This is a genomic window from Mycobacterium sp. MYCO198283, from assembly GCF_021213805.1.
Lineage (GTDB): Bacteria > Actinomycetota > Actinomycetes > Mycobacteriales > Mycobacteriaceae > Mycobacterium.
On sequence record NZ_JAJQJI010000012.1, the window covers coordinates 1 to 24922 of the forward strand.

27 protein-coding genes are annotated in these 24922 nt (G+C 70.1%); 15 read left to right on the plus strand and 12 right to left on the minus strand.

The window, feature by feature from the left end; genetic code table 11:
- Window positions 1-310: 310 nt before the first annotated feature.
- Both LV457_RS19145 and LV457_RS19150 read right to left on the minus strand, forming a co-directional pair.
- Window positions 311-2416, minus strand: coding sequence for a hypothetical protein (locus LV457_RS19145; RefSeq protein ID WP_232173127.1), 2106 nt, complete (start codon window positions 2414-2416; stop codon window positions 311-313).
- Between the two features lie 53 nt (window positions 2417-2469).
- Entirely contained in the window at window positions 2470-3789 is a 1320-nt protein-coding gene (locus tag LV457_RS19150) for a cytochrome P450 (RefSeq protein WP_232173128.1), read from the minus strand.
- Between the two features lie 110 nt (window positions 3790-3899).
- Here LV457_RS19150 and LV457_RS19155 point away from each other — a divergent pair, with 110 nt between their 5' ends.
- A complete protein-coding gene (locus LV457_RS19155) occupies window positions 3900-4514 on the plus strand; it encodes a TetR/AcrR family transcriptional regulator (protein WP_232173129.1) in 615 nt (204 codons plus the stop codon).
- A gap of 3 nt (window positions 4515-4517) precedes the next feature.
- Here the strand turns inward: LV457_RS19155 and LV457_RS19160 are convergent, their stop codons facing one another.
- Both LV457_RS19160 and LV457_RS19165 read right to left on the minus strand, forming a co-directional pair.
- Window positions 4518-5702 carry a zinc-dependent alcohol dehydrogenase gene (locus LV457_RS19160; protein WP_232173130.1) on the minus strand — a complete coding sequence of 395 codons (1185 nt, stop codon included), beginning with the start codon at window positions 5700-5702 and terminating at the stop codon, window positions 4518-4520.
- Window positions 5703-5756: 54 nt separating this feature from the next.
- Window positions 5757-6326, minus strand: coding sequence for a TetR/AcrR family transcriptional regulator (locus LV457_RS19165; protein ID WP_232173131.1), 570 nt, complete (start codon window positions 6324-6326; stop codon window positions 5757-5759).
- A gap of 65 nt (window positions 6327-6391) precedes the next feature.
- Between LV457_RS19165 and LV457_RS19170 the strand changes: the two genes are divergently transcribed.
- Window positions 6392-7060 carry a class I SAM-dependent methyltransferase gene (locus LV457_RS19170; protein ID WP_232173132.1) on the plus strand — a complete coding sequence of 223 codons (669 nt, stop codon included), beginning with the start codon at window positions 6392-6394 and terminating at the stop codon, window positions 7058-7060.
- Window positions 7061-7064: 4 nt separating this feature from the next.
- On the opposite strand, the gene LV457_RS19175 is transcribed toward LV457_RS19170, so the two are convergent.
- Genes LV457_RS19175 through LV457_RS19185 form a run of 3 tightly spaced genes read right to left on the minus strand, consistent with a single transcriptional unit; the run spans window position 7065 to window position 10100 of the window.
- Entirely contained in the window at window positions 7065-8138 is a 1074-nt protein-coding gene (locus tag LV457_RS19175) for a prenyltransferase (RefSeq protein ID WP_232173133.1), read from the minus strand.
- Window positions 8122-8853, minus strand: coding sequence for a methyltransferase domain-containing protein (locus LV457_RS19180; protein ID WP_232173134.1), 732 nt, complete (start codon window positions 8851-8853; stop codon window positions 8122-8124). Before LV457_RS19180 ends, LV457_RS19175 begins: the two co-directional genes overlap by 17 nt.
- Entirely contained in the window at window positions 8847-10100 is a 1254-nt protein-coding gene (locus tag LV457_RS19185; RefSeq protein WP_232173135.1) for a glycosyltransferase family 4 protein, read from the minus strand. The genes LV457_RS19180 and LV457_RS19185 overlap by 7 nt, the downstream gene beginning before the upstream one ends.
- Window positions 10101-10284: 184 nt before the next feature.
- On the opposite strand from LV457_RS19185, the gene LV457_RS19190 reads away from it, so the two are divergent.
- The 3 genes from LV457_RS19190 to LV457_RS19200 are packed head-to-tail and all read left to right on the plus strand — an operon-like array spanning window position 10285 to window position 12858.
- A complete protein-coding gene (locus tag LV457_RS19190) occupies window positions 10285-10908 on the plus strand; it encodes a TetR/AcrR family transcriptional regulator (protein WP_232173136.1) in 624 nt (207 codons plus the stop codon).
- Window positions 10905-12038: an NDMA-dependent alcohol dehydrogenase gene (locus tag LV457_RS19195; protein ID WP_232173137.1), complete on the plus strand. Its 1134-nt coding sequence runs from the start codon at window positions 10905-10907 to the stop codon at window positions 12036-12038. Before LV457_RS19190 ends, LV457_RS19195 begins: the two co-directional genes overlap by 4 nt.
- Before the next feature lie 7 nt (window positions 12039-12045).
- Window positions 12046-12858 (plus strand): enoyl-CoA hydratase/isomerase family protein, encoded by an 813-nt coding sequence (locus LV457_RS19200; RefSeq protein WP_232173138.1) that lies wholly within the window; start codon window positions 12046-12048, stop codon window positions 12856-12858.
- Here the strand turns inward: LV457_RS19200 and LV457_RS19205 are convergent.
- Window positions 12803-13261 carry a PPOX class F420-dependent oxidoreductase gene (locus LV457_RS19205; protein WP_232173139.1) on the minus strand — a complete coding sequence of 153 codons (459 nt, stop codon included), beginning with the start codon at window positions 13259-13261 and terminating at the stop codon, window positions 12803-12805. The two genes, LV457_RS19200 and LV457_RS19205, sit on opposite strands and share 56 nt — an antisense overlap.
- A 112-nt stretch (window positions 13262-13373) precedes the next feature.
- Here LV457_RS19205 and LV457_RS19210 point away from each other — a divergent pair, with 112 nt between their 5' ends.
- The 8 genes from LV457_RS19210 (at window position 13374) to LV457_RS19245 (ending at window position 20900) form a co-directional block, all read left to right on the plus strand.
- Window positions 13374-14756, plus strand: a complete 1383-nt coding sequence (locus LV457_RS19210) for an acyl-CoA dehydrogenase family protein (RefSeq protein ID WP_232173140.1) — start codon at window positions 13374-13376, stop codon at window positions 14754-14756.
- Window positions 14757-14850: 94 nt separating this feature from the next.
- On the plus strand, window positions 14851-15522 hold the full coding sequence (locus tag LV457_RS19215) for an HAD family hydrolase (RefSeq protein ID WP_232173141.1): 672 nt from the start codon (window positions 14851-14853) through the stop codon (window positions 15520-15522).
- Window positions 15523-15552: 30 nt separating this feature from the next.
- On the plus strand, window positions 15553-16236 hold the full coding sequence (locus LV457_RS19220; RefSeq protein WP_232173142.1) for a TetR family transcriptional regulator: 684 nt from the start codon (window positions 15553-15555) through the stop codon (window positions 16234-16236).
- Window positions 16237-16347: 111 nt separating this feature from the next.
- Window positions 16348-16620 carry a DUF4235 domain-containing protein gene (locus LV457_RS19225; RefSeq protein WP_232173143.1) on the plus strand — a complete coding sequence of 91 codons (273 nt, stop codon included), beginning with the start codon at window positions 16348-16350 and terminating at the stop codon, window positions 16618-16620.
- 52 nt (window positions 16621-16672) lie between these two features.
- On the plus strand, window positions 16673-18844 hold the full coding sequence (gene glgX / locus LV457_RS19230) for a glycogen debranching protein GlgX (RefSeq protein WP_232173144.1): 2172 nt from the start codon (window positions 16673-16675) through the stop codon (window positions 18842-18844).
- A 159-nt stretch (window positions 18845-19003) separates the two neighbouring features.
- Window positions 19004-19459, plus strand: coding sequence for a Rieske 2Fe-2S domain-containing protein (locus LV457_RS19235; protein WP_232173145.1), 456 nt, complete (start codon window positions 19004-19006; stop codon window positions 19457-19459).
- Window positions 19460-19545: 86 nt separating this feature from the next.
- Window positions 19546-20361 (plus strand): DMT family transporter, encoded by an 816-nt coding sequence (locus LV457_RS19240; protein WP_232173172.1) that lies wholly within the window; start codon window positions 19546-19548, stop codon window positions 20359-20361.
- A 14-nt stretch (window positions 20362-20375) separates the two neighbouring features.
- Window positions 20376-20900 (plus strand): metallophosphoesterase, encoded by a 525-nt coding sequence (locus LV457_RS19245; protein ID WP_232173146.1) that lies wholly within the window; start codon window positions 20376-20378, stop codon window positions 20898-20900.
- A gap of 31 nt (window positions 20901-20931) precedes the next feature.
- On the opposite strand, the gene LV457_RS19250 is transcribed toward LV457_RS19245, so the two are convergent.
- The gene (locus tag LV457_RS19250) at window positions 20932-21333 is read right to left on the minus strand and encodes a heme-binding protein (RefSeq protein WP_232173147.1); all 402 of its coding nucleotides are present in this window, start codon (window positions 21331-21333) and stop codon (window positions 20932-20934) included.
- A 315-nt stretch (window positions 21334-21648) separates the two neighbouring features.
- Here LV457_RS19250 and LV457_RS19255 point away from each other — a divergent pair, with 315 nt between their 5' ends.
- Together LV457_RS19255 and LV457_RS19260 are read left to right on the plus strand one after the other, a co-directional pair.
- On the plus strand, window positions 21649-22488 hold the full coding sequence (locus tag LV457_RS19255; protein WP_232173148.1) for an SDR family NAD(P)-dependent oxidoreductase: 840 nt from the start codon (window positions 21649-21651) through the stop codon (window positions 22486-22488).
- A complete protein-coding gene (locus LV457_RS19260; protein WP_232173149.1) occupies window positions 22485-22952 on the plus strand; it encodes an SRPBCC family protein in 468 nt (155 codons plus the stop codon). The genes LV457_RS19255 and LV457_RS19260 overlap by 4 nt, the downstream gene beginning before the upstream one ends.
- Here LV457_RS19260 and LV457_RS19265 read toward each other — a convergent pair.
- From LV457_RS19265 to LV457_RS19275, 3 genes are all read right to left on the minus strand, one after another.
- The gene (locus LV457_RS19265; protein WP_232173150.1) at window positions 22949-23095 is read right to left on the minus strand and encodes a DUF1059 domain-containing protein; all 147 of its coding nucleotides are present in this window, start codon (window positions 23093-23095) and stop codon (window positions 22949-22951) included. The genes LV457_RS19260 and LV457_RS19265 overlap by 4 nt on opposite strands.
- Window positions 23096-23241: 146 nt before the next feature.
- On the minus strand, window positions 23242-24267 hold the full coding sequence (locus LV457_RS19270; protein WP_232173151.1) for a hypothetical protein: 1026 nt from the start codon (window positions 24265-24267) through the stop codon (window positions 23242-23244).
- A 199-nt stretch (window positions 24268-24466) separates the two neighbouring features.
- On the minus strand, window positions 24467-24922 hold the full coding sequence (locus tag LV457_RS19275; protein ID WP_232173152.1) for a MaoC family dehydratase: 456 nt from the start codon (window positions 24920-24922) through the stop codon (window positions 24467-24469).

A 24922-nucleotide genomic window follows, 5' to 3' on the forward strand; every position in this document is an offset into this window, starting at 1 on the left:
ACCGAACCCCCACCCGACATCCCACCCTGGAACGGGCCATCAGGAGAACGCGCCAACTGGTGGTGGTACGAACCGTTTCGCGCCGAGCGGAGCGACTGATCCGTTAGTCGAACAACGTGCTGTACGCGCGAAGACGCTGCAATCAGCTCTTCTAAGAAGTCGCCGCGTGAAATCTGCGCGTGTCTTTAGAGGCTGAGCTGGTGCTGTCGTTGCTTCGTGCGTTCGCGGCGACAAATCCGCTGCTGACCGTCCAGTCCGAATGGCGAAGCGGCGGCTGGCCTGCGATCCTCCACACGAGGTACGCGCCGCGTCACTCCTCGGGCAGGTCGGCCAGCTCGACCGCCCGCTCGCCCGGACTGTCGGGTTCGGTGACGAGCACGCGCCGTCCCCGCGGCCCCGGCATGACGCGCACCGGCAGCCCGGCGGAGTTGCCGTGCTTGACCACCAGCTCCAGCGCGCCGGCGTCGAGCAGCAGCGCCGCGTCGTCGTGCGACATGACGTACGGCGTGCCGTCGGTGGGCCACGGCCCGCCGACCATCACCACCTCGCCGGTCTCGGAGTCCTTGCGCACGAACGTGACGGGCAGCCGCTGCGGCACCTGCCGGAAGTAGACCGCGAGCCGCTGCCGGTCGAGGTCGGCGATCACGGGGATGCCGAGCGTCGGCAGCAGCGTCCCGTCGGGCTGGTTGCCCAGCGCCTGCTGCACCTGGCGCGACCCGATACCCGAACCGGCCCAGCCGAGGCCGACGACGATCCCCAAATACTCGACGATCGCCGCGCCCAGCACCCCGCCGGCGGTCAGCGCAGAAATTCCCGCGGCGCCGGCGATCCAGGTGGCCGGCAGCGCCAGCAGGCCGGCGGTGGCGGCAGCGCCCACGGCGGTGGCTGCCTTGCCGGCGGTGGTGAGCCGGAAGTCGGCGTCCACGGCCGGCTCGCCCTCGGCCACCGGCTGCACGCCGACCGTGCGCGGCAACGTCCGCATCACCCGGTTGACGCGGTTCACCTCGGCCTCGTACTCGTCGCCGCTCCGCACGCCCTGCCGGCGCTGCAGCGAGGCGTCGGCCAGGCAGCGCTGCAGATCTTCGAGTGTCTCGCCGGTCTCGGAACGGCGCTCCGACGGCTCGGCGTCGCGGGGTATCGCGTCGAGCACCATGCTGTAACTCACGGTGAAGGAGGCGTCGAAGTCGTACATCGCGGTGTCGGCGCTCACCCGGCCGTCGATGACCAGCCGGCCGTCACCGGTGCGGGGCACGATGTCGGCCTCCAGCGACACCAACGTCCGCTCGGCGCCGCCGATTTCGACGGTCTTGGGCGCGATCAGCAGACAGGGCACGTCCGGGTCGAAGTCGATCTCGTTGAGCCCGAACGTGTTCATCACGGTGTCGCGCACCTCGCGCAGAATCGAGTAGCCGGTGACCGCCAGCCCAGCCCGCTCGCCGGGCCGGTCCGCCAGCACCGACGCCGGGAGGTCCTCTCCGACCGGCAGCTGACGAATCGTCTTGAGCTCCACCACCATCGACTCGTGCGTCTCACCGTCGGCCGAGACGAACTGCTGCACTCGGGCGTCCAACGCCTTGAAGGTGGTGTCGTCGTCGGCGTCGGGATCGATGTCGACGGGCTCGGGCAGCAGGTCCAGCACGCCGTCGTCGCCGAGCTGGGCGACCACCGGTGCCACCGCGTCGGCGATCTGCGCCGCGAACGAGTCGAGCACCGCGAGCCGCGCTTCTGCGTCCGGCATGCCCGGATGCCGCAGCTGCTCGGCCGCCACCAGCAGCTCACCGGCGATCGAGTGGGTGATCCAGTACGCCTCGGCGTAGTCGAGATCCCAGGTGACGCGGGGGTCGTCGCCATGGAACACCGTGACGCCGTCGGGCCGCCGCTCGACGTCCGCCCCGTGCAGCTGCGGGGGATGCTGCCCCGACACCGGTTCTGAGACGAGCGGCGGTGACGGCTGCGCGCCGAAGTCCAGCACGATGGTCTGCTTGCCGTCGCGGACGTCGCGGCACTCCAGCTGGTCGTGGATGGTGAGCCGGCCGAAGAGCGGGATCTCGTTGTAGCCGATCCGCCGCTTCTCCCCCGCCCGCGGACCGTTCGGGATGGTGACGGTGCGCGGCGGCAACGGCAGCAGCGGAAAGCACGTCACCGAGTCGATGATGATCTTCGAGTCCCTGATCGCCAGCTCAATCGCGAAGTGGCGCTGCGGTTCTCGTTCGTCGCCGTCGCGTTCCTCCCGCCAGTGCCGGCCCGCCGAATCCGAGACGAACCACACCCGCGACAGCTCGAGGTGCAGCGTGGCGGTCGCCGAATAGCCCAGCCCACCGACGTCCTCGCGGTACGTGCCGCCGGAGTACTCGTCGGCCGCCTGCGCTTCGACCTGCTCGCGATGGATCTCGATGATGGTGTCGGGGCGATCCATGGCGGCTCCAGGCTCGGCGGCGATGTCCCGACCGGTTTACCCGAAACGCCGCGTCAGCTCACGCGGCGACGCACGGTGATGCGGCCACCGCGCTTCGGGGTGAACGCGACGCCGCGGCTGTGCCACCGTTCATCGGGGGCGTCGGTCGGCTCGACGGCCAGGTGGCCGAGCACGGTGCGCAGCACGACGTCGAGCTCCATGTTCGCGAACGCGGCGCCGACGCAGCGCCGGGTTCCGCCGCCGTAGGGCAGCCAGGCGTACGGGTTCACCTTGACGCCGAGCCACCGGTGCGGATCGAAGCGCTGCGGATCGGGATAGGTCTCGGCGTCCTCGTGAATCAGCCAGTTGCTGACGACGATCGAATAACCCTTGGGGATCCGGTAGCCGCCGAGCTCGAAGTCGCTCGCCTGCACATGCCGGCCGGCGAAGGCGATGACGGCGCGGGTGCGCTGCACCTCGTTGATGGTGGCCTGCCGCAGCTCGGAGCCGCCGGAGTCGACCTCGGCGACCAGTTCGTCGAGCACTTTCGGGTGCCGGCTCAGCCGCTCGAACGCCCACGCCAGCGTCGACGCCGTCGTCTCGTGGCCGGCGCCGACAAGCGTGCGCATCTCGTCGGCGATGTCCTGGCGGGTCATCGGCGTGCCGTCTTCGTAGGTGCTGCGCATCAGCAGCGCCAGGATGTCGGAGCGCTCCTCGAACGCGGGGTCGGCCTGCGCCTTGTCCATGAGCGTGAAGACCACGTCGTCGAATTGCTTGTTCAGCCGGTCGAGCCTGTGCCACGGCGTGAACCGTCGCAGCCGGGCCGGGGGCACCGGGATGGCGGCCATCTTCGAGCCGAGTTCGACCAGCGGCGGCACCAACTCGCGGAGCCGGTCGAATTCGCCGCCGTCGGCGCCGAACACCGCGCGCAGGATGATGTTCAGCGTCACCCGCATCATCGGCTCGAGGGTCTCGATCTCCTCACCCTCGGGCCAGCCGGCGATTTCGCGGAGCGTCTCCTCTTCGACGATCTTCTCGTAGTTGCGAATGCTCTTGCCGTGGAACGGCGGCGTCAGCAGCTTGCGGCGCTTGCGGTGCTCGCCACCTTCGAGCGCGAACACCGATCCAGGTCCCAGCACCCGGCTGAGGTTGGGCTGGACGTTGACGAGGTCGTCGGTGCTGGCGGTGAAGACCTGCTTCGCCATCGCCTGGTCTGCCACCACCACGGTGTTGCCGAAGACGGGCAGGCGCAGCTGGAAGATCGGGCCGTACCGCTTGGCCAGCGTGTGCAGCATCATCCGACGGGTGAAAACGAAGGCGGCCGCCTGAATGGGCGACGGCACCTTCGAGCGGGGCGGAGTGGCGTGATGCAGGTCGATCACCGTCTCGCTCATAGCGCCTCCTCGGTTGGTACCGCTGCGTACCATGTGATCCACGTTACGGTACTCGCCGGTACCACGGCTGACAAGGGGGTGGTGCCAAAATGGTGGTTCGGGAGGGAGCCATGTCCGTCGTGACCAGCGGGCCGGGCGCGGAGAACGCGGCCGATCCGTTCCGTCGCCGCCTCGTCGACGGTCTGGCCGCGTCGATCGAGGAACGCGGATACCGCAGCACCACCATCGCCGACATCGTTCGCCACGCCGGCACGTCGAAACGCACCTTCTACCTGCACTACGCCAGCAAGGAGGAGTGCTTCGGCGAACTGCTCTTCCTGATGGACGTCGACCTGCGGGACCGCATCCGCGGCGCCGTCGACCCCGAAGCCGACTGGCGGCACCAGATCGAGCAGGCCGTCGCCGCCTACGTCGATGCCATCGAGGAGCGGCCGGCGATCACGCTGGCCTGGATCCGCGAGCTGCCCGCGCTCGGCGAGGTCGCCCGCCCGCTGCAGCGCCGCGGCATGGAAGAACTGATCGCGCTGCTGATCGCCCTCACCGACGGGCCCGGGTTCCGGCGGGCGGGGCTGCCGCCGCTGAGCCGCGCCACCGCGTTGCTCATCGTCGGCGGGTTGCGCGAGCTCACCGCCGTCGCCGTCGAGGACGGCTCCGATGTCCGCGAGATCGTCGGCCCGGCGGTCGACGCCTGCACCGCGCTGGCCGGGCCGCGGCACTGGCGCTGACCGCTACGGCTTCAGCACCACCTTGATCATGCCGTCCTGCTTCTTCTGGAAGGTCTCGTAGGCGCGCGGCGCGTCCTCGAGCGGCAGCCGGTGGGTGGCGAAATCGTCGACGCCCAGCGGATCGTCGTCGGTGAGCAGCGGCATGATGTCCGGCACCCAGCGCTTGACGTTCGCCTGGCCCATCCGCAGCGTGAGCTGCTTGTCGAAGATCGTGAGCATCGGCAGCGGATCGGCGGTGCCGCCGTAGACGCCCGAGAGCGACACCGTGCCGCCGCGGCGCGCCAGCGTGATCGCCGTGTACAGGGCCGCCAGCCGGTCGACGCCGGCGTTGCGCATCAACGCCCGGCCGAGCGTCGACGGCAGGAAGCCGGTCGCGGTTTGCGCGGCCTCGGCGATGGGCGAACCGTGCGCCTCCATGCCGACGGCGTCGATCACCGAGTCGGCGCCGCGGCCGTCGGTGAGGTCACGCACCGCGGACTCCAGGGCGCCGTCCTTGACCTCCCGCACGTCGAACACCGTCTCGCAGGAGGACCGGGCGCGGTCGAGGCGCTCGGTCACCCGGTCCAACCCGATGACCCGGTAGCCGCGATGCGCCGCGATGCGGGCGGCCATGGCGCCGATCGGCCCGAGACCGATCACGACGAGCGTGCCGCCGTCGGGCACATTCGCGTACTCGACGGCCTGCCACGCGGTGGGCAGCAGGTCGGACAGGTAGACGTAACGGTCGTCGGGCCCCTCGTGCGGCACCTTGATGTGGGTGTACTGCGCCTGCGGGACGCGCACGTACTCGGCCTGTCCGCCGGCCACCTCGCCGTAGAGCTCCGAGTAACCGAACAGCGCCGCGCCGGTGCCCTGATCGCGGTTCTGGGTGGTCTCGCACTGGCTCTGCAGGTCGTGGGTGCACATGAAACAGTGCCCGCAGGAGATGTTGAACGGCACCACGATCCGGTCGCCCACCCGCAGATCACCGGCCTGCGGGCCGACCTCTTCGACGATGCCCATGGCCTCGTGACCGACGATGTCACCGGGTTTCATGAAGGCGCCGAGCACCTCGTACAGGTGCAGGTCGGACCCGCAGATGCCGGTGCTCGTGACGCGCACGATGGCGTCGGTGGGTTCCTGGATGACGGGGTCGGGAACGTTCTCGACGGACATCTTGCGCTTGCCCTGCCATGTCACTGCTCGCATGCGCAAAGCCATGCCCGCTGCGGCAGGGTCGAAACCCGCGGCGTGGACGAAAAGCTAGCGGAGCACCAGCCGCACCGACTTCTCCAGCCGGTCGGCGATCTCGGCGTAGGTCTCGTATCCCACACCTGCCCGCACCAGCGCGCCCGCGTACAGCAACTCCAGCGCCGCGATGACGTCGGGATCCGCGTCGGCGCCCACGGCCGCGGTCAGCCGGTCGTGGATGTCGCCGGCGATGCGCACCCGCAGGTGTTCGACGTCGGGGTCGCGCCCGAGCAGCGCATTGGTCACCGCCCCGGCGAATTCGGGTTCGTCGGAGATCAGCATCGCGATGTGTCGGAGCACCGCGACCACCCGAGCGCACGGGTCGGTGGCGTCGGCATCGGGCGGCGGTTCGGACACCAACCGCCGCCAGAACACCTCGGCGATCAGGTGCTCCTTGGACGAGAAGTAGGTGTAGGCCGTGGCGGCGCCGACGCCTGCGTGCGCGGCGACGGTGCGGATGGAGAGCCCGGCGAAACCCTGCTGGCCCAGCACCTCGACGGCGGCCCGGCCGAGCCGTTCGACGGTGTCGGCCTGCTTGGGGGTCAGGCGGCGCCGAGTCGCCTCCAGGGCCGCGTCGGACACATGTCCGGACGCTACTACACCCCCCGATGACCAGCAACAGCGCGCCGACCGGCTACGTTCGGCGGATGAGCAGCCCGACCGCGGACGAGCGCACGGCGCACCTGTTCGAGCTGGCCTCGACCATCGAGGGCTTCATGCCCGACGACGAGGGCCGGGCGCTGCACGACGCCGCAGTCCGCTACCTCGCGGGCGGGGTCGGCGTCGAGATCGGCACCTACTGCGGCAAGTCGACGGTGCTGCTGGGCGCCGCGGCGCAGGCCACCGACAGCGTGCTGTACACCATCGACCACCACCACGGGTCTGAGGAGCACCAGCCCGGCTGGGAGTACCACGACGCGTCGAAGGTCGACCCGGTGACGGGCCTGTTCGACACCCTGCCGACGTTCCGCCACACCCTCGACGCCGCTGCACTCGACGACCACGTCGTCGCGGTGGTCGCCAAGTCGCCGGTGGTGGCCCGCACCTGGCGCATCCCGTTGCGGCTGTTGTTCATCGACGGCGGGCACACCGAGGCGGCCGCGCACCGCGACTTCGACGGCTGGGCTCGCTGGGTGTCGCACGGCGGCGCGCTGGTGATCCACGATGTGTTCCCGGACCCGCGCGACGGCGGGCAGGCGCCCTACCAGATCTACCGGCGGGCGATCGACAGCGGCGCATTCGCCGAGGTGTCGGTGACCAAGACGCTGCGGGTGCTCGAGCGGGTCTCCGGCGACGCCGGCACCGCACCCGACTGACGGGTCACGTGGCGATCGAACTGCAGTCGCAGTCGAATTCGCCTTCCAGCCCGCGCGGCAGGTCGTCACCGCGAAACAGGCCCGCGCCCGGCGTGGTCGAGGACAGCGCGTCCGCCGCGAGCACCATCGCCGCGCCCGTCCACGTCGTGCGTTCGACGGGCCACCGCTTGCCGTCCGCGTACACCAGGCCGGTCCAGTAGGAGCCGTCGCGCTCGCGCAGGTGCTGCATCGCGGCGAACTGCTCCAGCGCCCGGTCACGGGCGCCCATCGCGTCGAGGGCCATCACGAACTCGCAGGTCTCGGCGCCGGTGACCCACGGCCGGTCGATCACGCAGCGGATGCCGAGGCCGGCGACGACGAACTCGTCCCAGCGGGCGTCGACGCGTTCGGCGGCCGCGTCGCCGCGCACCGCGCCGCCCAGGATCGGGTAGTACCAGTCCATCGAGTGCCGGCCCTCGTCATCGAAGGCTTCCGGATGGCTGGCGAGCGCGTGGCCCAGCCGACCGACCGCGAGCTCCCACTCCGGCTGCGCCTCGCCGACGTGGTCGGCCAGTGCCAGCGCGCAGCGCAGGCTGTGGTGGATGCTCGCCGAGCCGGTGGTGAGCGCGCGGTCGGCCGGACCGTGCGGCCCTGCCGCCCAGGCCATCTCGCCGCCGGGCAGCTGGAGCCCGAGCACGAAGTCGACCGCCCGGCTGACCACCGGCCACATCCGCTCGGCGAAGGCGCCGTCGCCGGTCACGAGCACGTGGTGCCACACGCCGGTGGCGATGTAGGCGCAGAAATTGCTGTCGCTGTGGGGGTCCTCGACGACGCCGGCGCGGAACTGGATGGGCCAGGTGCCGTCGGCGCGCTGGGTCCGCCGCGACCATTCGTAGGCGGCGAGCGCCGGCTCGTACAGCCCGGCCGCCGTGAGCGCCATCGCGTTCTCCACGTGGTCCCACGGATCGGTGTGGCCGCCGGCGAACCACGGCAGCGCGCCCGAGGGTTCCTGGGTTGCCGCGATAGACAGCGCCGTGGCCAGGCACTGCTGCGAGGTCAGTACGCCCGGCACGCCCGGTGCGTCATACGAGCGCGACACGAGCCTCCGGCTTCTCGAAGTAGAGTGCGACGCTCTTGCCCACCAGCGGATTGAGCAGCGACTCGGCCACCCGGGTCAGCCACGGCCGCCGCATCATGTCCCATACCAGCAACTTGTGGTAGGCCGTCACCGCCGGGTGATCCGGATTATCGACGCCCACAGCGCATTTCAGCCACCAGAACGGCGAGTGCAGCGCGTGCGCGTGGTGGGTGTGGACGAACCGCATTCCGCGCGAGGCGATCTTGCTGCGCAGCCGGTCGGCGCGGTAGATGCGGATGTGGCCGCCCTCGTTGGCGTGGTAGGAGTCGGAGAGCAGCCAGCAGATGCGTTCAGGCAGCCAGCGCGGCACGGTGACCACCAGTGTCCCACCGGTTTTCAGCACGCGGGTGAGCTCGGCGATCGCGACGTCGTCGGCCGGCACGTGCTCGAGGATCTCCGAGGCGATGACCACGTCGAACGTCTCGTCGTCGTACGGCAGCGCCAGCGCGTCGCCGGCCCGCACCTCGGCGGTCGCCGAGGCCGGCGCCTGGCCTTCCTCGGCCATGCCGCGCAGGATCGCCTCGACGCCCGCGAGTTCGGCCTCGTCCTGGTCGAACGCGATGACGTCGGCGCCGCGGCGGTACGCCTCGAACGCGTGGCGGCCCGCGCCGCAGCCGACGTCGATGACCTTGCTGCCGGGCCCGATGCCGAGCCGGTCGAAGTCGACGGTCAGCACGTCACACCGCCGCGGTTGCCGACGCGCTCGATGGCCCGGCGGTACACCTGCGCGGTCTGCGCGGCCACCGACTCCCAGCTGAACACCTCGACCGCGCGGCGCCGGCCGGCGGCCCCGAGGCTGCGCAGCCGGTCCGGCGATTCGAGCAGGCCGCCGATCACCCGGATCAGCCCTTCGACGTCGGCGGGTTCGACGAGCTCCGCGCACGTCCCGTCGTCGCCCAGCACCTCGGGCAACGCGCCGGCGCGGCTCGCGACGATCGGCGTACCGCTGGCCATCGCCTCGACGGCCGGCAGCGAGAAGCCCTCGTACAGCGACGGGATGCAGGCGAGCTCGGCCGACGCCAGCAAGTCGGCGAGCTCGGTGTCGGACAGCCCCGACGAGCTGTGCACGATGTCGGAGATCCCCAGCTCGGCGATCAGCTTCTCGGTCGGCCCGTTGGGCTCCAGCTTCGCGACCAGCTGCAGGTCGATGTCGTGCTCGATCCGCAGCTTGGCGACGGCCTGCAGCAGATGGCTGATGCCCTTCAACGGCCGGTCGGCGCTCGCGATCGCGATGATCCGCCCCGGCACGCGCGGCGCGGCGCGCGGCGCGAAGACGTCGGTGTCGACGCCGAGCGGCACCACGTGCAGCTGCTCGGGACGCACGCCGAAGTCCTCGCGGATGTCGGCGGCCGAGGTCGACGAGACGGTGAGCAGTTCGGGGATGTCCTGGGCGACGTCGGCCTGCATGGTGGCGAAGCCGTACCAGCGGTGCACCAGCGGCTTGCGCCACCACGGCGCGGCGGCCAGGTCGACGAGGCGGTCGCGGGTGATCGGGTGGTGCACGGTCGCCACCACCGGCAGGCCGCTCGCCGCGATCTTGCGCAGGCCGGTGCCGAGGCTCTGGTTGTCGTGCACGACGTCGAAGTCGTCGCGCCGCCGCGCCAGCATCCGCGCGACCCGCAGGGTGAAGGTGCGGGGCTCCGGGAAGCCGGCGGTCCAGGTGGTGCCGAGCTCGAGCAGGTCGATCCAGTCGCGGATCTCGCTCGGCCGCGGCACGCGGAACGGATCGGGCTCGCGGTAGAGGTCCAGGCTGGGCACCTCCGTCAGCGTCACCCGCTCGTCGAGCACCTCCGGGTAGGGCTGGCCGGAGAACACCTCGACCTGGTGGCCGAGCTCGACCAGCCCCTGGCTGAGATAGCGGACGTACACCCCCTGCCCGCCGCAGTGGGTCTTGCTCCGGTAGGACAGCAGCGCGATCCGCATGTCAGAAGGCGTTCATTCGCGGATCCGCCGCAGACTGGACATGTGTCCGGACTATAGTTCGCACGGTAGGGCGACGCAACGCGCCGACGGCCGCTGCGGCCAGCTATGGCGCCACGGCGCCGGTGTCCCGTCCACCGCCGATGCCCCGGTCCCCACTTTGTTGACGAGTTGTAAGGTCTGTGACGTGACTCACCCGCTGGGCCGTCCCCGCGACCCGCAGCGCCACCGGGCGGTGCTCGAGGCGACCCGCGACCTGCTGGTTCTCGACGGGTACGAGCACCTGACCCTGGCGCACGTCGCCCGCCGCGCGCGGGTCTCCCGGCCCTACGTCTACCAGCGGTGGGGGTCGAAGTTCGCCCTGGTCGAGGAGGCCATCTTCGCGGTCTACGACCGGCATCCGCCGGTCGACCCGGGTCGCCCCTTCGCCCAGACCTTCGTCGAGCTCATCGCCACCATGGTCCGCATCCAGTCGGATCCCGCGTTTCTCGCCGGCCTGCCCGGGCTCGTCGCGGAGATGGTGCACCGGCCCGACCTGGTGCGCCGCGTCGAGGACCGCTACGTCGCCGACGTCCGGGCGCTCTACGTCGAGGCCGTGGCCGGCGGCGTCGCCCAGGGCGTTGTCCGGCCCGGCGTCGACGGCAGCGCGCTCGTGGACACCGTCCGCGGGGCGGTCATGATGCACACCCTCGCCAACCCGACGCTGACCGGCGACGCGCTCGTCGACCACCTGGCCGGCACCCTGCTGGGCGGCCTGCTGCTGCCGAGCCCCGATCACCAACCCGCCGCACACACGGAAGGCAGAACATGAAGACCAAAGGCGCCCTGCTCTGGGAGTTCAACCAGCCCTGGTCGATCGAGGAGATCGAGATCGGCGACCCCGTCAAGGACGAGGTCAAGATCCAGATGGAAGCGTCGGGCATGTGCCACTCGGATCATCACCTGGTGACCGGGGACATCCCGATGGCCGGCTTCCCGGTGCTCGGCGGCCACGAAGGCGCGGGCGTCGTCACCGAGGTGGGCCCCGGCGTCGAGCACATCGCCCCGGGCGACCACGTGGTGCTGTCGTTCATCCCGTCCTGCGGCGAATGTCCCGCCTGCCAGGAGGGGCTCCGCAACCTTTGCGACCTGGGCGCCGGGCTGCTCGCCGGCACCGCGGTCTCCGACGGCAGCTACCGCATCCACGCGGCCAAGAACGGCCAGCCCGTCATCCCGATGACGCTGCTCGGCACCTTCAGCCCGTACATGGTGGTGCACAAGAGCTCCGTGGTGAAGATCGACCCGACCATCCCCTTCGAGGTGGCGTGCCTGGTGGGCTGCGGCGTCACCACCGGCTACGGGTCCGCGGTCCGCAGCGGCGACGTCCGTCCCGGCCAGGACGTGGTGATCGTCGGCGTCGGCGGCGTCGGCACCGGCGCGCTGCAGGGCGCCCTCAACGCCGGGGCCCGCAACATCTTCGTGGTCGACCCGGTGGAGTTCAAGCGCGACACCGCGCTCAAGTTCGGCGCCACCCACGCCTACCCCGACATCTACAGCGCGATGGCCGGCGTCGCCGAGGTCACCCAGGGCCGCATGGCGCACAAGACCATCGTCACGGTCGGTGAACTCAAGGGCGAGGACATCGACGACTACATGAACATCACCGCCAAGGGCGGCACGGTGGTCGCGACCGCGGTGGCGAACATGGCCAGCAACGATGTGAAGCTCAACCTGTCGATGCTGACGCTGCTGCAGAAGCGCCTGCAGGGCACCATCTTCGGCGGCGGCAACCCGCACTACGACATCCCGCAGCTGCTGGCGATGTACCAGGCCGGCCGCCTGAACCTCGACGACATGGTGACGCGGCAGTACCAGCTCGAGCAGATCAACGAGGGCTACCGCGACATGCTCGAGGGCCGCAACATCCGCGGCGTCATCCGGTACACCGACGCCGACCGCTAGCTGCCCGGTGCTCCTCCGGATCTCCGACGCGGGCAAGGTCCGCACGCTCACGTTGAACCGCCCCGAGGCGCTCAACGCGTTCAACGAGGCGCTCTACGACGCCACCGCCGACGCGCTGCTGGCGGCCGCCGCCGACGACGAGGTGGCGGTCGTCGTGCTGACCGGTGCCGGCCGGGCCTTCTCGGCCGGCACCGATCTCGCCGAGATGCAGGCCCGCATCACCGACCCCGGCTTCACGCCCGGCCGGCACGGCTTCCTCGGGCTGATCGACGCGCTCACCGCCTTTCCCAAGCCGCTCCTGTGCGCGGTCAACGGGCTGGGGCTGGGCATCGGGACGACGATCCTCGGCTACGCCGATTTGGTCTTCATCGCCCGCACCGCCCGGCTGAAATGCCCGTTCACCAGCCTGGGCGTGGCGCCGGAGGCGGCGTCGTCGTACCTGCTCCCCCAACTGGTGGGCCGGCAGAACGCGGCCTGGCTGCTGCTGAGCTCGGAGTGGATCGAGGCCGACGAGGCGCAGCGCATGGGGCTGGCGTGGAAGGTCTGTGAGCCCGACGACCTGCTGGCCGAGACGCGCCGGCACGCCGACGTGCTGGCGTCGCGGCCCATCGCAAGCCTGCAGGCCGTCAAGCGCACGATCGTCGCGCCGACATTGCCCGCCGTCGCCGAGGCGCGCGAACGGGAGAACGCCTACTTCGCCGAGCTGATGGGATCGGCCGCCAACGCCGCGGCGCTCGCGGAGTTCACCGGCAAGGGCGCAGGCATCACTGAGGTGGCGGGAACCCGCCCGTCGCGACCGGCCCCCACCGCCTCGGCGTGACCCGGATCAGGCACTTCCCCTGCGACACCATCGCCCGGCGATAGTCGTCCCAGTCCGGGTGTTCGCCGGCGATCGCGCGGTAGTAGTCGACCAGCGGCTCGACGGCGTCCGGCGGGTCGATCACCTCGGCGTCGCCGTCGACCTGCACGTAGGGCCCGTTGAAGTCGTCGGAGAGCACCAGCACGGTGGCCTCCGGCCGGCGGCGGATGTTGCGGCTCTTCGCCCGCTGCGGATAGCTGGCGATCACGATGCGGCCCTGGTCGTCGACGCCGCCGGTCACCGGCGAGGAGTTCGGCGAGCCGTCCGCTCGCCACGTGGTGAGCACCAGGTGGTGACGGGGCCGCACGAAGTCGAGCAGCCCCGAAAGGTCGACGCGGTCAGCCGTCGCGAATCGGGGAGACATGGCGTCAACCCTAGCTTTCGGACGCGACCCCACGATTATCCATGCGCGACCGCGGGTACCGGGTAATTTGAGTGAACACCTGTACGCTGCAACGTCTCGCCGAGGAGCCTGCATGCCGTTCGATCTGACGCCCACGCCCGCGCAGCACGACCTCGCCCAGCGGGCGCACGACTTCGCCGAGAACGTGATCCGGCCGGTCGCCGCCGACTATGACAAGCGGCAGGAATTCCCGTGGCCGGTGCTCCAGGAAGCGGCGCAGCGGGGGTTCTACAGCCCGCTGTTCTACCGCGACCTCATCGGCGATCCGACGGGCCTGAGCCTGCCGATGTTCATGGAGGAGCTGTTCTGGGGCTGCGCCGGCATCGGGCTCGCGATCGTCATGCCCGCCCTCGCGCTGTCGGCCATCGGCCAGGCCGCCTCGCCCGAGCAGATGCTGCAGTGGGCTCCCGAATGCTTCGGCACGCCGGGCGACCTCAAGCTGGCCGCGCTGGCGATCTCCGAACCCGAGGGCGGCAGCGACGTCCGCAACCTGCGGACCACCGCCCGCCGCGACGGGAGCGACTGGGTCATCGACGGCCACAAGATGTGGATCGGCAACGGCGGCATCGCCGACGTGCACGTCGTCAACGCCGTCGTGGACCCCGAGCTCGGGCACAAGGGCCAGGCCATGTTCATCGTGCCCGGCGGCACGCCGGGCCTGGAGCTGGTGCGCAAGCTCGACAAGCTGGGCTGCCGGGCGTCGCACACCGCGGAGCTGAAGTTCGACGGCGTGCGGGTGCCCGGCGACCACCTGCTGGGCGGTGAGGAGAAGCTGGAGCACAAGCTCGCCAAGGCCCGCGAGGCGGTCGAGGGCGCCAAGCACTCCGGCTCCACCGCGCTCGGCACCTTCGAGCAGACCCGGCCGATGGTCGCCGCGCAGGCCCTCGGGATCGCCCGCGCCGCACTGGAATACGTCACCGCCTACGCCAACCGGCGCGAGGCGTTCGGCGGCCCGATCATCGACAACCAGGGCATCTCGTTCCCGCTGGCCGACCTCGCGACGCAGATCGACGCGGCGCGGCTGCTCACCTGGCGGGCGTCGTGGATGGCGGCGTCGGGCGTGCCGTTCGAGCGCGGCGAGGGGTCGATGTCCAAGCTGGCGGCCAGCGAGGTGGCGGTCAAGACCACCGAGCGGGCCATCCAGACCATGGGCGGCTGGGGCTACATCAGCGATCACCCGGTCGAGAAGTGGTATCGAGACGCCAAGCTGTACACCATCTTCGAGGGCACCAGCGAGATCCAGCGGGTCGTCATCTCCCGCGCGCTCGGCGCCGGCGACGGTGCGCCGCCGTTGCACATCGAACTCGAACCGTCCGGCGGCCCCTTCAACCGGATGTTCGGCCGCGGTACGCCGGCGCGCGGCCGGCTCGCCGACGCCGCGCTGTCGTGGAAGGACCGGGTGCCCGCACCGGTGATGCGCGGCGCGATGAAGGTGCTGCAGCCGCCGCGCAAATAGCCCTTCCCCTCCGCGAAACCGCATTCCCGGTCGTAATTCGGCGTCGAGAGCGACCGGGAATGCGAGTTCGGCGCAGCGGGTATGGAAGAGAGCCATGAGCGACAACCGCCCCGCTGTGCTGTTCGACATCGACGGCACGCTCGTCGATTCCAACTACCTCCACGTCCACGCCTGGATACGGGCGTTCCGCGAGGTCGACGTGCCGATCGAGGCGTGGCGCATCCACCGCGCGATCGGCGTCGACGGGGGGACGCTCTTGGAGAACCTGGCGCCCGACGCCGACGACGACACCCGCTCGCAGCTCAAGGATCGGCACTCGACCTACTACCAGGAGACGACGGGCCTGCTGCGGGTGCTGCCGGGCGGCCGCGACGTCTTGCAGCGCGTCGCCGACCTCGGCCTGCAGGTGGTGCTCGCGACGTCGGCGCCGGAGGACGAGCTGGCGATCCTGCGCGACCTGCTCGACCGCGAGGACGTCTACTCGACGCTGACGTCTTCCGGGGACGTCGAGACCGCCAAACCCGAACCGGCCATCGTGGAGATCGCGCTGGAACGCGCGGGCGTGCCCGCCGATCGCGCGGTGTTCGTCGGTGACAGCGTGTGGGACGTCGAGGCCGCCAACCGCGCGGGCGTCGCCACCATCGGCCTGCAGAGCGGCGGCGTCTCCCGCGAGGAGCTGGAGACGGCCGGCGCCGTCGCGGTGTACGAAAACGCCGCCGAGCTCGCCGAGCGGCTCGCCGATTCACCCATCGGCGAGCTGACCTGACCGCTGGTCGGGGGTGGGTACGCTCGGCGGATGAGCACTCCGGGCACCTCGTCGCGTCCTGCGCGGCGGCGTGGCCGGGGCAAGCCCACCCGCATCGAGCGCAAGGAGGGCACCCGGCGGGCCATCATCGCCGCGGCCCTGAAGCTGCTCGCCACCGACAGCTTCGCGGCGCTGAGCCTGCGCGAGGTCACCCGCGAGGTCGGCATCGTGCCCACCGCCTTCTACCGCCACTTCGAGTCGATGGAGGCGCTGGGCCTCGTCCTGATCGACGAGTCCTTCTCGTCGCTGCGTGAGATGCTGCGCCAGGCGCGCGCGGGAAAGCTCGACCCGAACCGGGTCATCGAGTCGTCGGTCGAGATCCTCGTCGACAGCGTGGCGCAGCAACGGGAACACTGGCGGTTCATCAGCCGCGAGCGGTCCAGCGGCGTGCCGGTGCTGCGCCACGCCATCCGCGACGAGATCGCCCGCATCACCTCCGAACTCGCCGAGGACCTCGCCCGCTTCCCCCGGCTGAGCCGGTGGAGCGTCGAGGACCGCAACATCCTCGCCGGGCTGTTCGTCAACGCGATGATCGTGACCGCCGAGGCCATCGAGGACGCCGAGGACGACGACGCGCTGGCCGCCATCGAGCGGGCCGCCGTGACGCAGATGCGGATGGTGCTGGTCGGGCTCGCGGGCTGGCGCAGTGACGCCGGCGACGCCGGCGACGCTTGACGATCTCGACGAGCGGCTAAGCGGATCGCATGAGTCGCGACATCGCCGGGGCGGTCGACCGTTCGGCCTCGCCGCGTACGCTGCACACCACCGCACGAAAGGAGTAGATCGATGAGTGCTGTCACGAGAAACCTCTACAAGCCGATCTCGGTCGGCATCAGCGTTCTGGGTGGCGTCGTCGCGGGCAAGATCTTCACCGAGATCTGGCAGCGGATCAGCCCCACCGACGAGGAACCGCCCAACCCGAAGGATCTCGATCGCTCCGGCAAGGAAGCCATCCTCAGCGCCGCGGTGCACGGGCTGGTGTTCGGCGTGGTCAAGGCCGCCATCGACCGCACCGCCGCGAAGGGCTATCGGGCGGTCGCGAACGAGAACCCGGTGTGAGGCGACCGACGGCACGGTTGCGGCTGCCCGCTTCGCGGGTAACGGTAAGGCCATGACAGTCATCGAGCCGGCCGGTAGCGCACCCCTTGACAGGCAGGTGTGGCCGGGAAAGGCCTATCCGCTGGGCGCCACCTACGACGGCTACGGCACGAACTTCGCGGTGTTCAGTGAGGTCGCCGAGCAGGTGGTCCTGTGCCTGTACTCCAACGATGAAGCGGGACGGCCCGTCGAGACCTGCGTGCCGCTGCCCGAGGTCGACGGCTTCGTCTGGCACGGCTTCCTGCCCGAGGTGGAGCCCGGGCAGCGGTACGGCTACCGCATCCACGGCCCCTACGATCCCGCCAACGGCCTGCGCTGCAACCCGAACAAGCTGCTGCTCGATCCGTACGCCAAAGCCATCGACGGCACCTTCGACTGGGACCAGTCGATGTTCTCCTACAACTTCGGCGACCCCGACAGCCGCAACGACGACGACTCCGCGGCGCACATGCCGAAGTCGGTCGTCATCAACCCCTTCTTCGACTGGGGTGTCGATCGGCCCCCGCAGCGGGAGTACGCCGACACCGTCATCTACGAGGCGCACGTCAAGGGACTGACGCAGACGCATCCGGAGATCCCGGAGCAGATGCGCGGCACCTACTCGGCGATCGCGCACCCGGTGATCATCGACCACCTGAAGAAGGTGGGGGCCACGGCGATCGAGCTGATGCCCGTGCACCACTTCGCCAACGACGCGACGCTCATCGAGAAGGGCCTGTCGAACTACTGGGGCTACAACACCATCGGGTTCTTCGCCCCGGACAGCAAGTACACGTCGAGCAACAACCCCGGCGGGCAGGTGCAGGAGTTCAAGGCGATGGTCCGCACGCTCCACGAGGCGGGCATCGAGGTGATCCTGGACGTCGTCTACAACCACACCGCCGAGGGCAACCACCTGGGCCCGACGCTGTCGTTCCGGGGAATCGACAACGCGGCCTACTACCGGCTGGTCGACGGCGACAAGCGGTACTACATGGACTACACCGGCACGGGCAACACGCTCAATGTCGGCCACCCGCACACGCTGCAGCTGATCATGGACTCGCTGCGGTACTGGGTGACCGAGATGCACGTCGACGGGTTCCGCTTCGACCTCGCCTCGACGCTGGCGCGCGAGTTCTACGACGTCGACCGGCTGGCGGCGTTCTTCGAGCTCGTGCAGCAGGACCCGACGGTCAGCCAGGTGAAGCTGATCGCCGAGCCGTGGGACGTCGGCCCGGGCGGCTACCAGGTCGGCAACTTCCCGCCGCAGTGGACGGAGTGGAACGGGAAGTTCCGCGACACCGTGCGCGACTTCTGGCGCGGCGAGGACGCCAGCCTCGGCGAGTTCGCGTCGCGGCTCACCGGCTCGGCCGACCTCTACGAGCACACCGCCCGCCGGCCCGTCGCATCCATCAACTTCGTCGTCGCCCATGACGGGTTCACGCTGCGGGACCTGGTGTCCTACAACGAGAAGCACAACGAAGCCAACGGCGAGAACAACAACGACGGTGAGAGCCACAACCGGTCGTGGAACTGCGGCGTCGAGGGTCCGACCGACGACCCGGAGATCAACGCGCTGCGCTCGCGGCAGGAGCGCAACTTCCTCGCGACCACGCTGTTGAGCCAGGGCGTGCCGATGATCTGTCACGGCGACGAGCTCGGCCGCACCCAGGGCGGCAACAACAACGGCTACTGCCAGGACAACGAGATCACCTGGATCGACTGGGCCAACGCCGACGAGGGGTTGCTCGAGTTCACCAGCCGGCTCTCGGCGCTGCGGGCCGAGCACCCGGTGTTCCGTCGGCGCCGTTTCTTCACCGGCCGGCCCGTCGTCCGGCGCCGCGGCTCCGAAGGCATTCCCGACATCTCGTGGTTCCGGCCCGACGGCTCGGAGATGAGCGACGAGGACTGGGACTCCGGGTTCGGCAAGTCCATCGCGGTGTACCTCAACGGCCAGGGCATCCCGGACCTCGATGCCCGCGGTCAGCGCGTGACCGACGACTCCTTCGTGCTGTGCTTCAACGCCCACCACGAGGCCATCGACTTCACGCTGCCGCCGGAGCCGTTCGGGCCGAGCTGGCTACCGGTGCTCGACACCACCACGCGGACGGGCGAGCCCGCCGAGCCCGAGGTGATCAAGGCCGGCACCGCAGTCCGCGTGGAGGCCCGCTCCACCCTGGTGCTGCAGATCAACCCCGATTAGCCCCGTACCTCGTTCCGCGAGCGTGCGTGTTTGTACGCCGACACGCCGCCATCCGCGTGCCGTCCGCGCACGCTCGCGGGAACGGGACGGGGACGAGACGAGACAGTGACGGGGCCTGGCGGGTTGGTTAGTGGCCGGGAGCGACGGGAATCCACGACCATGCCCTCACTCCGCAACTCTCCGCACGAACCCGGTGTCAACACCGGCAGCCTGATCCCCCCGATCACCCACGACAACCCGGTGCAGGCGCGCGGCCGGATGCTCGTGCGCGTCGACCAGCTCGACGAGCGCCGGGTCGTCGAGGTCCGCACCGACGAGCACGGCGTGCTTGCGGTCGGCGTCACCCCGGACGGCACTCCGTTCGCGGTGAGCAACATCTGCCGCCACCAGTTCGCCAAGCTGGGCCGCGGTCGCGTCACCGACGACGGCTGTCTGCAATGCCCGTGGCACCGCGCCGATTACGACGTGTCCGACGGCACGATGGTCAACGGCCCGAAAGGCCGGATCTTCGGCTTCAAGCCGTACTCGTCGATGATCAAGACGTTCGGCGAGCGCGCCAAGCTGCGGACCTTCCCCGTCGAGATCCGCGACGGCGCCATCCACCTGACCGGCTGACAGCTGCCCGACGACACCGGCGTTCAATGTCCGGTGTGAGAGTCGGCGGCGGCACCCGGACCGGCGCAGCACTCGCGGTCGTTGCGATGCTGTGCGTTCAGCTCGGGCTTGCGGTGTCGGTCGGGCTGATCGACCGGATCGGCGCGGAGGGCACGGCGTGGCTCCGGCTGGCGTGGGCCGGGGTCATCCTGCTCGTGGTGGTGCGGCCGCGGCCGTCGGGATTCACCCGCCGGACCTTTCTCACCTGTGCGCTGCTCGGGCTGGTCACCGCCGGCATCACGGTGTTGTTCATGGCGGCGCTGGCACGCATCCCGTTGGGGACGGCGAGCGCCCTGGAGTTCCTCGGTCCGCTCGGCGTCGCCGTCGTGCAGAGCCGCGGCCGCACGCTGGTGTGGCCGGTGGTGGCGGCCGGTGGTGTGCTGCTGCTCACCGAACCGTGGACTGGTGCGGTCGACGCGGTAGGCGTGCTGTTCGCGCTGGCCGCCGCCTGCTGCTGGGCCGCGTACATCCTGTTGACGCAACGCGTCGGTGACGCGGTGACCGGCGTGACCGGGCTGGCGGTGTCCATGCCCGTGGCGGCCGTGGTGACGACGGCCGCGGTCGGCCACCTGGTGTTCGACCGACTGACGCCGGACCTGCTGATCGTCGGGCTCGGGTTGGCCATCCTGCTCCCGGTGCTGCCCTTCACGTTCGAGCTGCTGGCGTTGCGGCGGTTGACGACTGCGGCCTTCGGCACGCTGATGTGTCTGGAGCCGGCGTTCGCCCTCCTCATCGGCTGGGCCCTCTTGGCGCAGGTCCCGACGCTCACCGGGTTCGCCGGCATCGTCTCGGTGGTGGCGGCCGGCATGGGTGCGGCGCGCGGCGGCGCCCGCGACACACCCGTCCCCGCCGAGGTGGGGTGACGTACGTTGGCGGCGTGCGACTGCTGCTGATCGCCGACACCCACGTGCCGAAGCGGGCCCGCGACCTGCCGGCCGCGGTCTGGGACGAGGTCGAGCGCGCCGACGTCGTCGTCCACGCCGGCGACTGGGTGGACGTCGCGCTGCTCGACGCACTTGCGGCGCGCTCCCGGCGGCTCGTCGGCTGCTGGGGGAACAACGACGGCGCGGAGCTTCGCGCCCGGCTTCCGGAGCGGGCCGACGTCACCCTCGGCAGCGTGCGGTTCACGGTGGTCCACGAGACCGGTTCCGCGGCCGGCCGGGACGCCCGGATGGCGGCGGCTTATCCCGACACCGACGTGCTGGTGTTCGGGCACAGCCACATCCCCTGGGACACCACGGCTTCGAGCGGGTTGCGACTGCTCAATCCGGGGTCGCCCACCGACCGCCGCCGCCAGCCGTTCTGCACCTATATGACCGCGACGGCGGACGACGGCCGGCTCGCCGACGTACGGCTGCACCAGCTGCCGCCCCGAAACAGCACACCGCCGCCGCAGCGGTGACGCTGCGGCGGCGGTGTCTGGCGGCTACGGGTCAGCCGCGCTGGAACGCCTCGAAGGCCTGCACGGCCTGCGCCGGCGTGATGTTGGTGCCGCACTGGTTCTGCAGGTCCACCAGCGGCCGGGTGATGTTCTTCAGGTCGTAGTACTCGTTGGGGTTCGCCTCGAAGTACGCCCGGACCGAAGCCTCGGCCTCGTTGTACGGCTTGTTCGCCGCGTCGGTGAGCACGCGATCCGCCCCCGGGTGCGCGGCCAGGTACTGGCTGGCCGAGCCCGACACCGAGCTGATCGTGCCCGTCACCCCGGCTGCGGTGCACGGCGCGGGAGCGGCCGCGGCGGTCGGCGCCGCAAGGGTCGCGACGGCCGCGCCGGCCATCACGCCACCGGCGAGCACACCGGCCATGGTGCGGCGCATGGAGATACCACTGGAATTCATGTGATCGATTTTCCTTCGTATTGCGAGTGGGCGATTCCCCCCGCCCGTTGACAACGTACCCGGCCGCATCGGGCGCCAATCCGCGTCGCCGGTGGCGGCAACCGGGCAGGCAGACGCGTTACGGCGGTGTCCTGTGAGGTTGACCTCAATAAAGGTTGAGTTCGTTGAGACAATGACCAGACCGATAAGCGCGGCCGCAGGAAATTAAGGGCCTGCGCAGAGTCCTTAATTCGCCGTGATCTCGTCGAGCTCCGCGGGTGACCACTTGGTGATCGAATCGTTACCTCGGTTTTCGGCGCTCGCTACGCTCGGGGCGTGGCGGGACGCACGATTGTCATCACCGGCGCCAGCGACGGCATCGGCGCCGCGGCCGCGCAGCGGCTGCACCGCAGTGGCGAGCAGGTGGTCATCGTCGGCCGCTCACCGCACAAGACGCAGGCGCTGGCCGACCGGCTGGGCGTCGACTGCGCGCTGGTCGACTACGCCGAGCTGTCCTCGGTGCGAGCGCTCGCCCGCACCCTGCTCGCGCGCTATCCCCGCATCGACGTGCTGGCCAACAACGCCGGCGGCCTGGCGTCTCGGCACCGGACCACCGTCGACGGCCACGAGCTGACGTTCCAGCTGAACGTGCTGGCGCCGTTCCTGCTGACCCGCCTGCTGCTCGATCGGCTCATCGCGTCGCGGGCCGCGGTCCTCAACACCACGAGCTCGGCGAACCGGCTGGGCCGCGAGTACGCCGACCCGCCGCGCGACGGGCCCTACCGGGCGGCCCGGGCCTACGCCGACGCCAAGCTCGCGGTCGTGATGCTCACCCGCGAGCTGCACCGGCGCCATCACGCGTCGGGCCTCACCACGGCGGCGTTCCATCCCGGCCTCGTTGCGTCGAACATCGCCACGACGGCCGAATCCCCGCTGCTGACGACGCTGTACCGGACGCCGCTGCGCAGCATGGTGCTCACACCCGAGGAGGGATCCGACGAATTGGTGTGGCTTGCGTCCGCACGTCCGGATGTCGACTGGGTATCCGGCGAGTACTACCGCCGTCACCGCGTCGGCCGCGCGAACCGTCGCGCCTACGACGCGGGCCGGTGTCAGCGGTTGTGGGAGCGCTGCACCGCACAGCTCGCGGCCGAGGAGGAAGGAGCCAGCTCATGACTGTCACCGTCGTCGACGCCGGGCCGGGGCAGGTGAGCCGGTCGGTGGTGGTCGATGCGCCCGTCGCCGAGGTGTTCGGCCTGGTGGCGGATCCCCGTCGGCACGCCGAGTTCGACGGCTCCGGAACCGTGCGGGGCAACGTCAGCGCACCGGAGCGCCCGGTGGCCGGCAGCCGGTTCACCACCAGGATGACGATGTTCAAGATCCCGTACCGGATCACCAGCACGATCACCGCGCTCAAGCCGAATGCGCTGGTCGAGTGGCGGCATCCGTTCGGCCACCATTGGCGGTTCGAGTTCGAGCCGCTCGACGACCAGCGGACCCGCGTCACCGAGACGTTCGACTACCGCGACACCGGTCCGCTCAAGGACCGGCTGCGCTACTACGAGCGCACCGGCTTCGCCAAGCGCAACGCCACCGGCATCGAGCAGACGTTGGAGCGGCTGCGTCAGACGTTCGCCTAGAACGCGATGAAGAGGATCTCGTCGCGCGAGTACTCGTGGCCCGGGTGGTTCTCCTTGAGGTGCGCCTGGGTCTTCTCGACCAGGTCGTCCTCGTCCTTGCCGACGATCGATTCACCGCAGGGGCAGTTGAGATGAGTCTTCATGCCCACGTGTCTACCCCTTTCCCCCCTCCCACCGCGAGCGTGCGCGCCGGTACGCCGACACGCCGTGGCGGGCGGACAACGGTGCACCCTCGCGGGCGCTGACGGCGGCAGCGTCGCCGCGGGCGGTCGCGGGCAGGTCGGCCGGCTCACGCTCGGGGACCGGGCGCCGACTCCAGCGCATCGCACTGCGGAACCCGGTAGGGCAAACCGTGTTCGGTGATCGCCGACGCGATCTCGACGCATGACTGCTGGTCGGTCCGCAACTGTTCGGTCTGTTCGTGCGGGGATTGTGCCGTCTGCGCCAACAGCAGCGCGACGATCACGGCAGCGGGGATGGCGAAGAGCGCCGCGCACGTTGTGAGACTCGTCGTCGCCCGGACCATGCGTTGTCGGACCACGGCCGTCGACGCACGCGCCATGACGGCCCTGACCTCCGCACGGACCAGCTCTGCCCTGGCTTCGGCGAGGTCGCGGTGCTTGAGCGCGAAGGTGATGAGGTTGTGGTACCCGGCCATTGCGTCACCGCTGGGGGGCGGTTGCGGCGTCGGGAGGTACTTCTCACCGAAACCGCTGAGCACGGCCTGCTGGAATTTCTTCAAGCGGTCGGCGGGCTCGAGCGGCGCGACGGCGTACGAACCGTCGATGAGGCGGGTGAACGTCGCCTCGATGACCGTAGCGACGACGGCATACTCGTGCAGCGACGACTTCCCGTTGAGGCGCGCGGAGCGGGTGTAGATGTCGTCGACCGTCTTCCTCTCGCGCTTGCGTTGCGCGGCCCGCAGGCGACTCCCCGCGGTGAAGTCGTCCATGGTGCTGATATCGGTTTTCATGACGATGGGTGTGCTGACCTTCGTCAGCCGGGTGGCGACGAAGATCAGGCAGAGAACCGCCACCGTGAGGCCACCGATGACGATGCTCGCGGCCAGCCAGTGACCGTCCGGGACGTAATCGCTGAGCTTGCCGATGCTGACCGCGGTGAGCGCCGTCGAGCCGACCGCCAGTGCGCCTTTTCCCCAATTGTCGGCTCGCTTGCGGATGTTCTCGACGGCAGCGTCCTCGTCTTTGGCGATGTCGTCTGCCCGGGCGCGCTGTGACTCGTAGAACGCTATCCGCCAGTCGGATCGGTCGTCGTCGACGACGTCGGCGGGCGCTGACGGCTGGGTATCACTCATCTCCGCTGCTCGCTATCCGACGGGATCGATCGCGCGCGTGCGCAGGCAAAGCTGCCGCTGCTGCTGTCATGTGCCGCCCCAAAGTCACAGGTCTACCCGCGGGCAGTGTCCACCCGATCAGAGCCGTTCTAGGGCGCTACGGCCAAGACGCCAGACGATTAGTTGCGAGCGCAAGGCCCCTCGCGGGCCGGGGCCGGCGTCAGGACATGTAGCGGACGATGCTCTCGGCCACACACGCGGGCTTGGCGCCGCCGTCGATCTCGACCGTCGTCGACATCGTGACCTGCACCGTTCCTCCGCCCAGGTCGTCGACGTTCACCACCTTGGTGACTCCGCGGACCCTGGCGCCGACGGGTACCGGCGCCGGGAAACGCACCTTGTTGAGGCCGTAGTTCACCGCCAGCTTGATGCCGTCGACGGTGAAGATGTCGTGCATCAACACCGGCAGCAGCGACAGCGTCAGGAAGCCGTGGGCGATGGTGGTGCCGAACGGCCCGCTCGCGGCGCGCTCCGGGTCGACGTGGATCCACTGGTGGTCGCCGGTGGCGTCGGCGAACTGGTTGACACTTTCCTGGGTGATCGTCCGCCAGTCGCTGGCGCCGATCTCCTCACCGACGGTGGCGGTGAGCTCGGAGACGGATCCGAATGTGCGCAT

Coding starts and splice junctions, on each gene's coding strand:
- LV457_RS19155 (WP_232173129.1), top strand. CDS start 3,900: ATGTCCGTCGTGACCAGCGGGCCGGGCGCGGAGAACGCGGCCGATCCG.
- LV457_RS19275 (WP_232173152.1), bottom strand. CDS start 24,922: ATGCGCACATTCGGATCCGTCTCCGAGCTCACCGCCACCGTCGGTGAG.
- LV457_RS19250 (WP_232173147.1), bottom strand. CDS start 21,333: ATGAATTCCAGTGGTATCTCCATGCGCCGCACCATGGCCGGTGTGCTC.
- LV457_RS19215 (WP_232173141.1), top strand. CDS start 14,851: ATGAGCGACAACCGCCCCGCTGTGCTGTTCGACATCGACGGCACGCTC.
- LV457_RS19185 (WP_232173135.1), bottom strand. CDS start 10,100: ATGCGGATCGCGCTGCTGTCCTACCGGAGCAAGACCCACTGCGGCGGG.
- LV457_RS19260 (WP_232173149.1), top strand. CDS start 22,485: ATGACTGTCACCGTCGTCGACGCCGGGCCGGGGCAGGTGAGCCGGTCG.
- LV457_RS19235 (WP_232173145.1), top strand. CDS start 19,004: ATGCCCTCACTCCGCAACTCTCCGCACGAACCCGGTGTCAACACCGGC.
- LV457_RS19195 (WP_232173137.1), top strand. CDS start 10,905: ATGAAGACCAAAGGCGCCCTGCTCTGGGAGTTCAACCAGCCCTGGTCG.
- LV457_RS19145 (WP_232173127.1), bottom strand. CDS start 2,416: ATGGATCGCCCCGACACCATCATCGAGATCCATCGCGAGCAGGTCGAA.
- LV457_RS19205 (WP_232173139.1), bottom strand. CDS start 13,261: ATGTCTCCCCGATTCGCGACGGCTGACCGCGTCGACCTTTCGGGGCTG.
- LV457_RS19240 (WP_232173172.1), top strand. CDS start 19,546: ATGCTGTGCGTTCAGCTCGGGCTTGCGGTGTCGGTCGGGCTGATCGAC.
- LV457_RS19270 (WP_232173151.1), bottom strand. CDS start 24,267: ATGAGTGATACCCAGCCGTCAGCGCCCGCCGACGTCGTCGACGACGAC.
- LV457_RS19170 (WP_232173132.1), top strand. CDS start 6,392: ATGAGCAGCCCGACCGCGGACGAGCGCACGGCGCACCTGTTCGAGCTG.
- LV457_RS19265 (WP_232173150.1), bottom strand. CDS start 23,095: ATGAAGACTCATCTCAACTGCCCCTGCGGTGAATCGATCGTCGGCAAG.
- LV457_RS19210 (WP_232173140.1), top strand. CDS start 13,374: ATGCCGTTCGATCTGACGCCCACGCCCGCGCAGCACGACCTCGCCCAG.
- LV457_RS19160 (WP_232173130.1), bottom strand. CDS start 5,702: ATGCGAGCAGTGACATGGCAGGGCAAGCGCAAGATGTCCGTCGAGAAC.
- LV457_RS19150 (WP_232173128.1), bottom strand. CDS start 3,789: ATGAGCGAGACGGTGATCGACCTGCATCACGCCACTCCGCCCCGCTCG.
- LV457_RS19225 (WP_232173143.1), top strand. CDS start 16,348: ATGAGTGCTGTCACGAGAAACCTCTACAAGCCGATCTCGGTCGGCATC.
- glgX (WP_232173144.1), top strand. CDS start 16,673: ATGACAGTCATCGAGCCGGCCGGTAGCGCACCCCTTGACAGGCAGGTG.
- LV457_RS19220 (WP_232173142.1), top strand. CDS start 15,553: ATGAGCACTCCGGGCACCTCGTCGCGTCCTGCGCGGCGGCGTGGCCGG.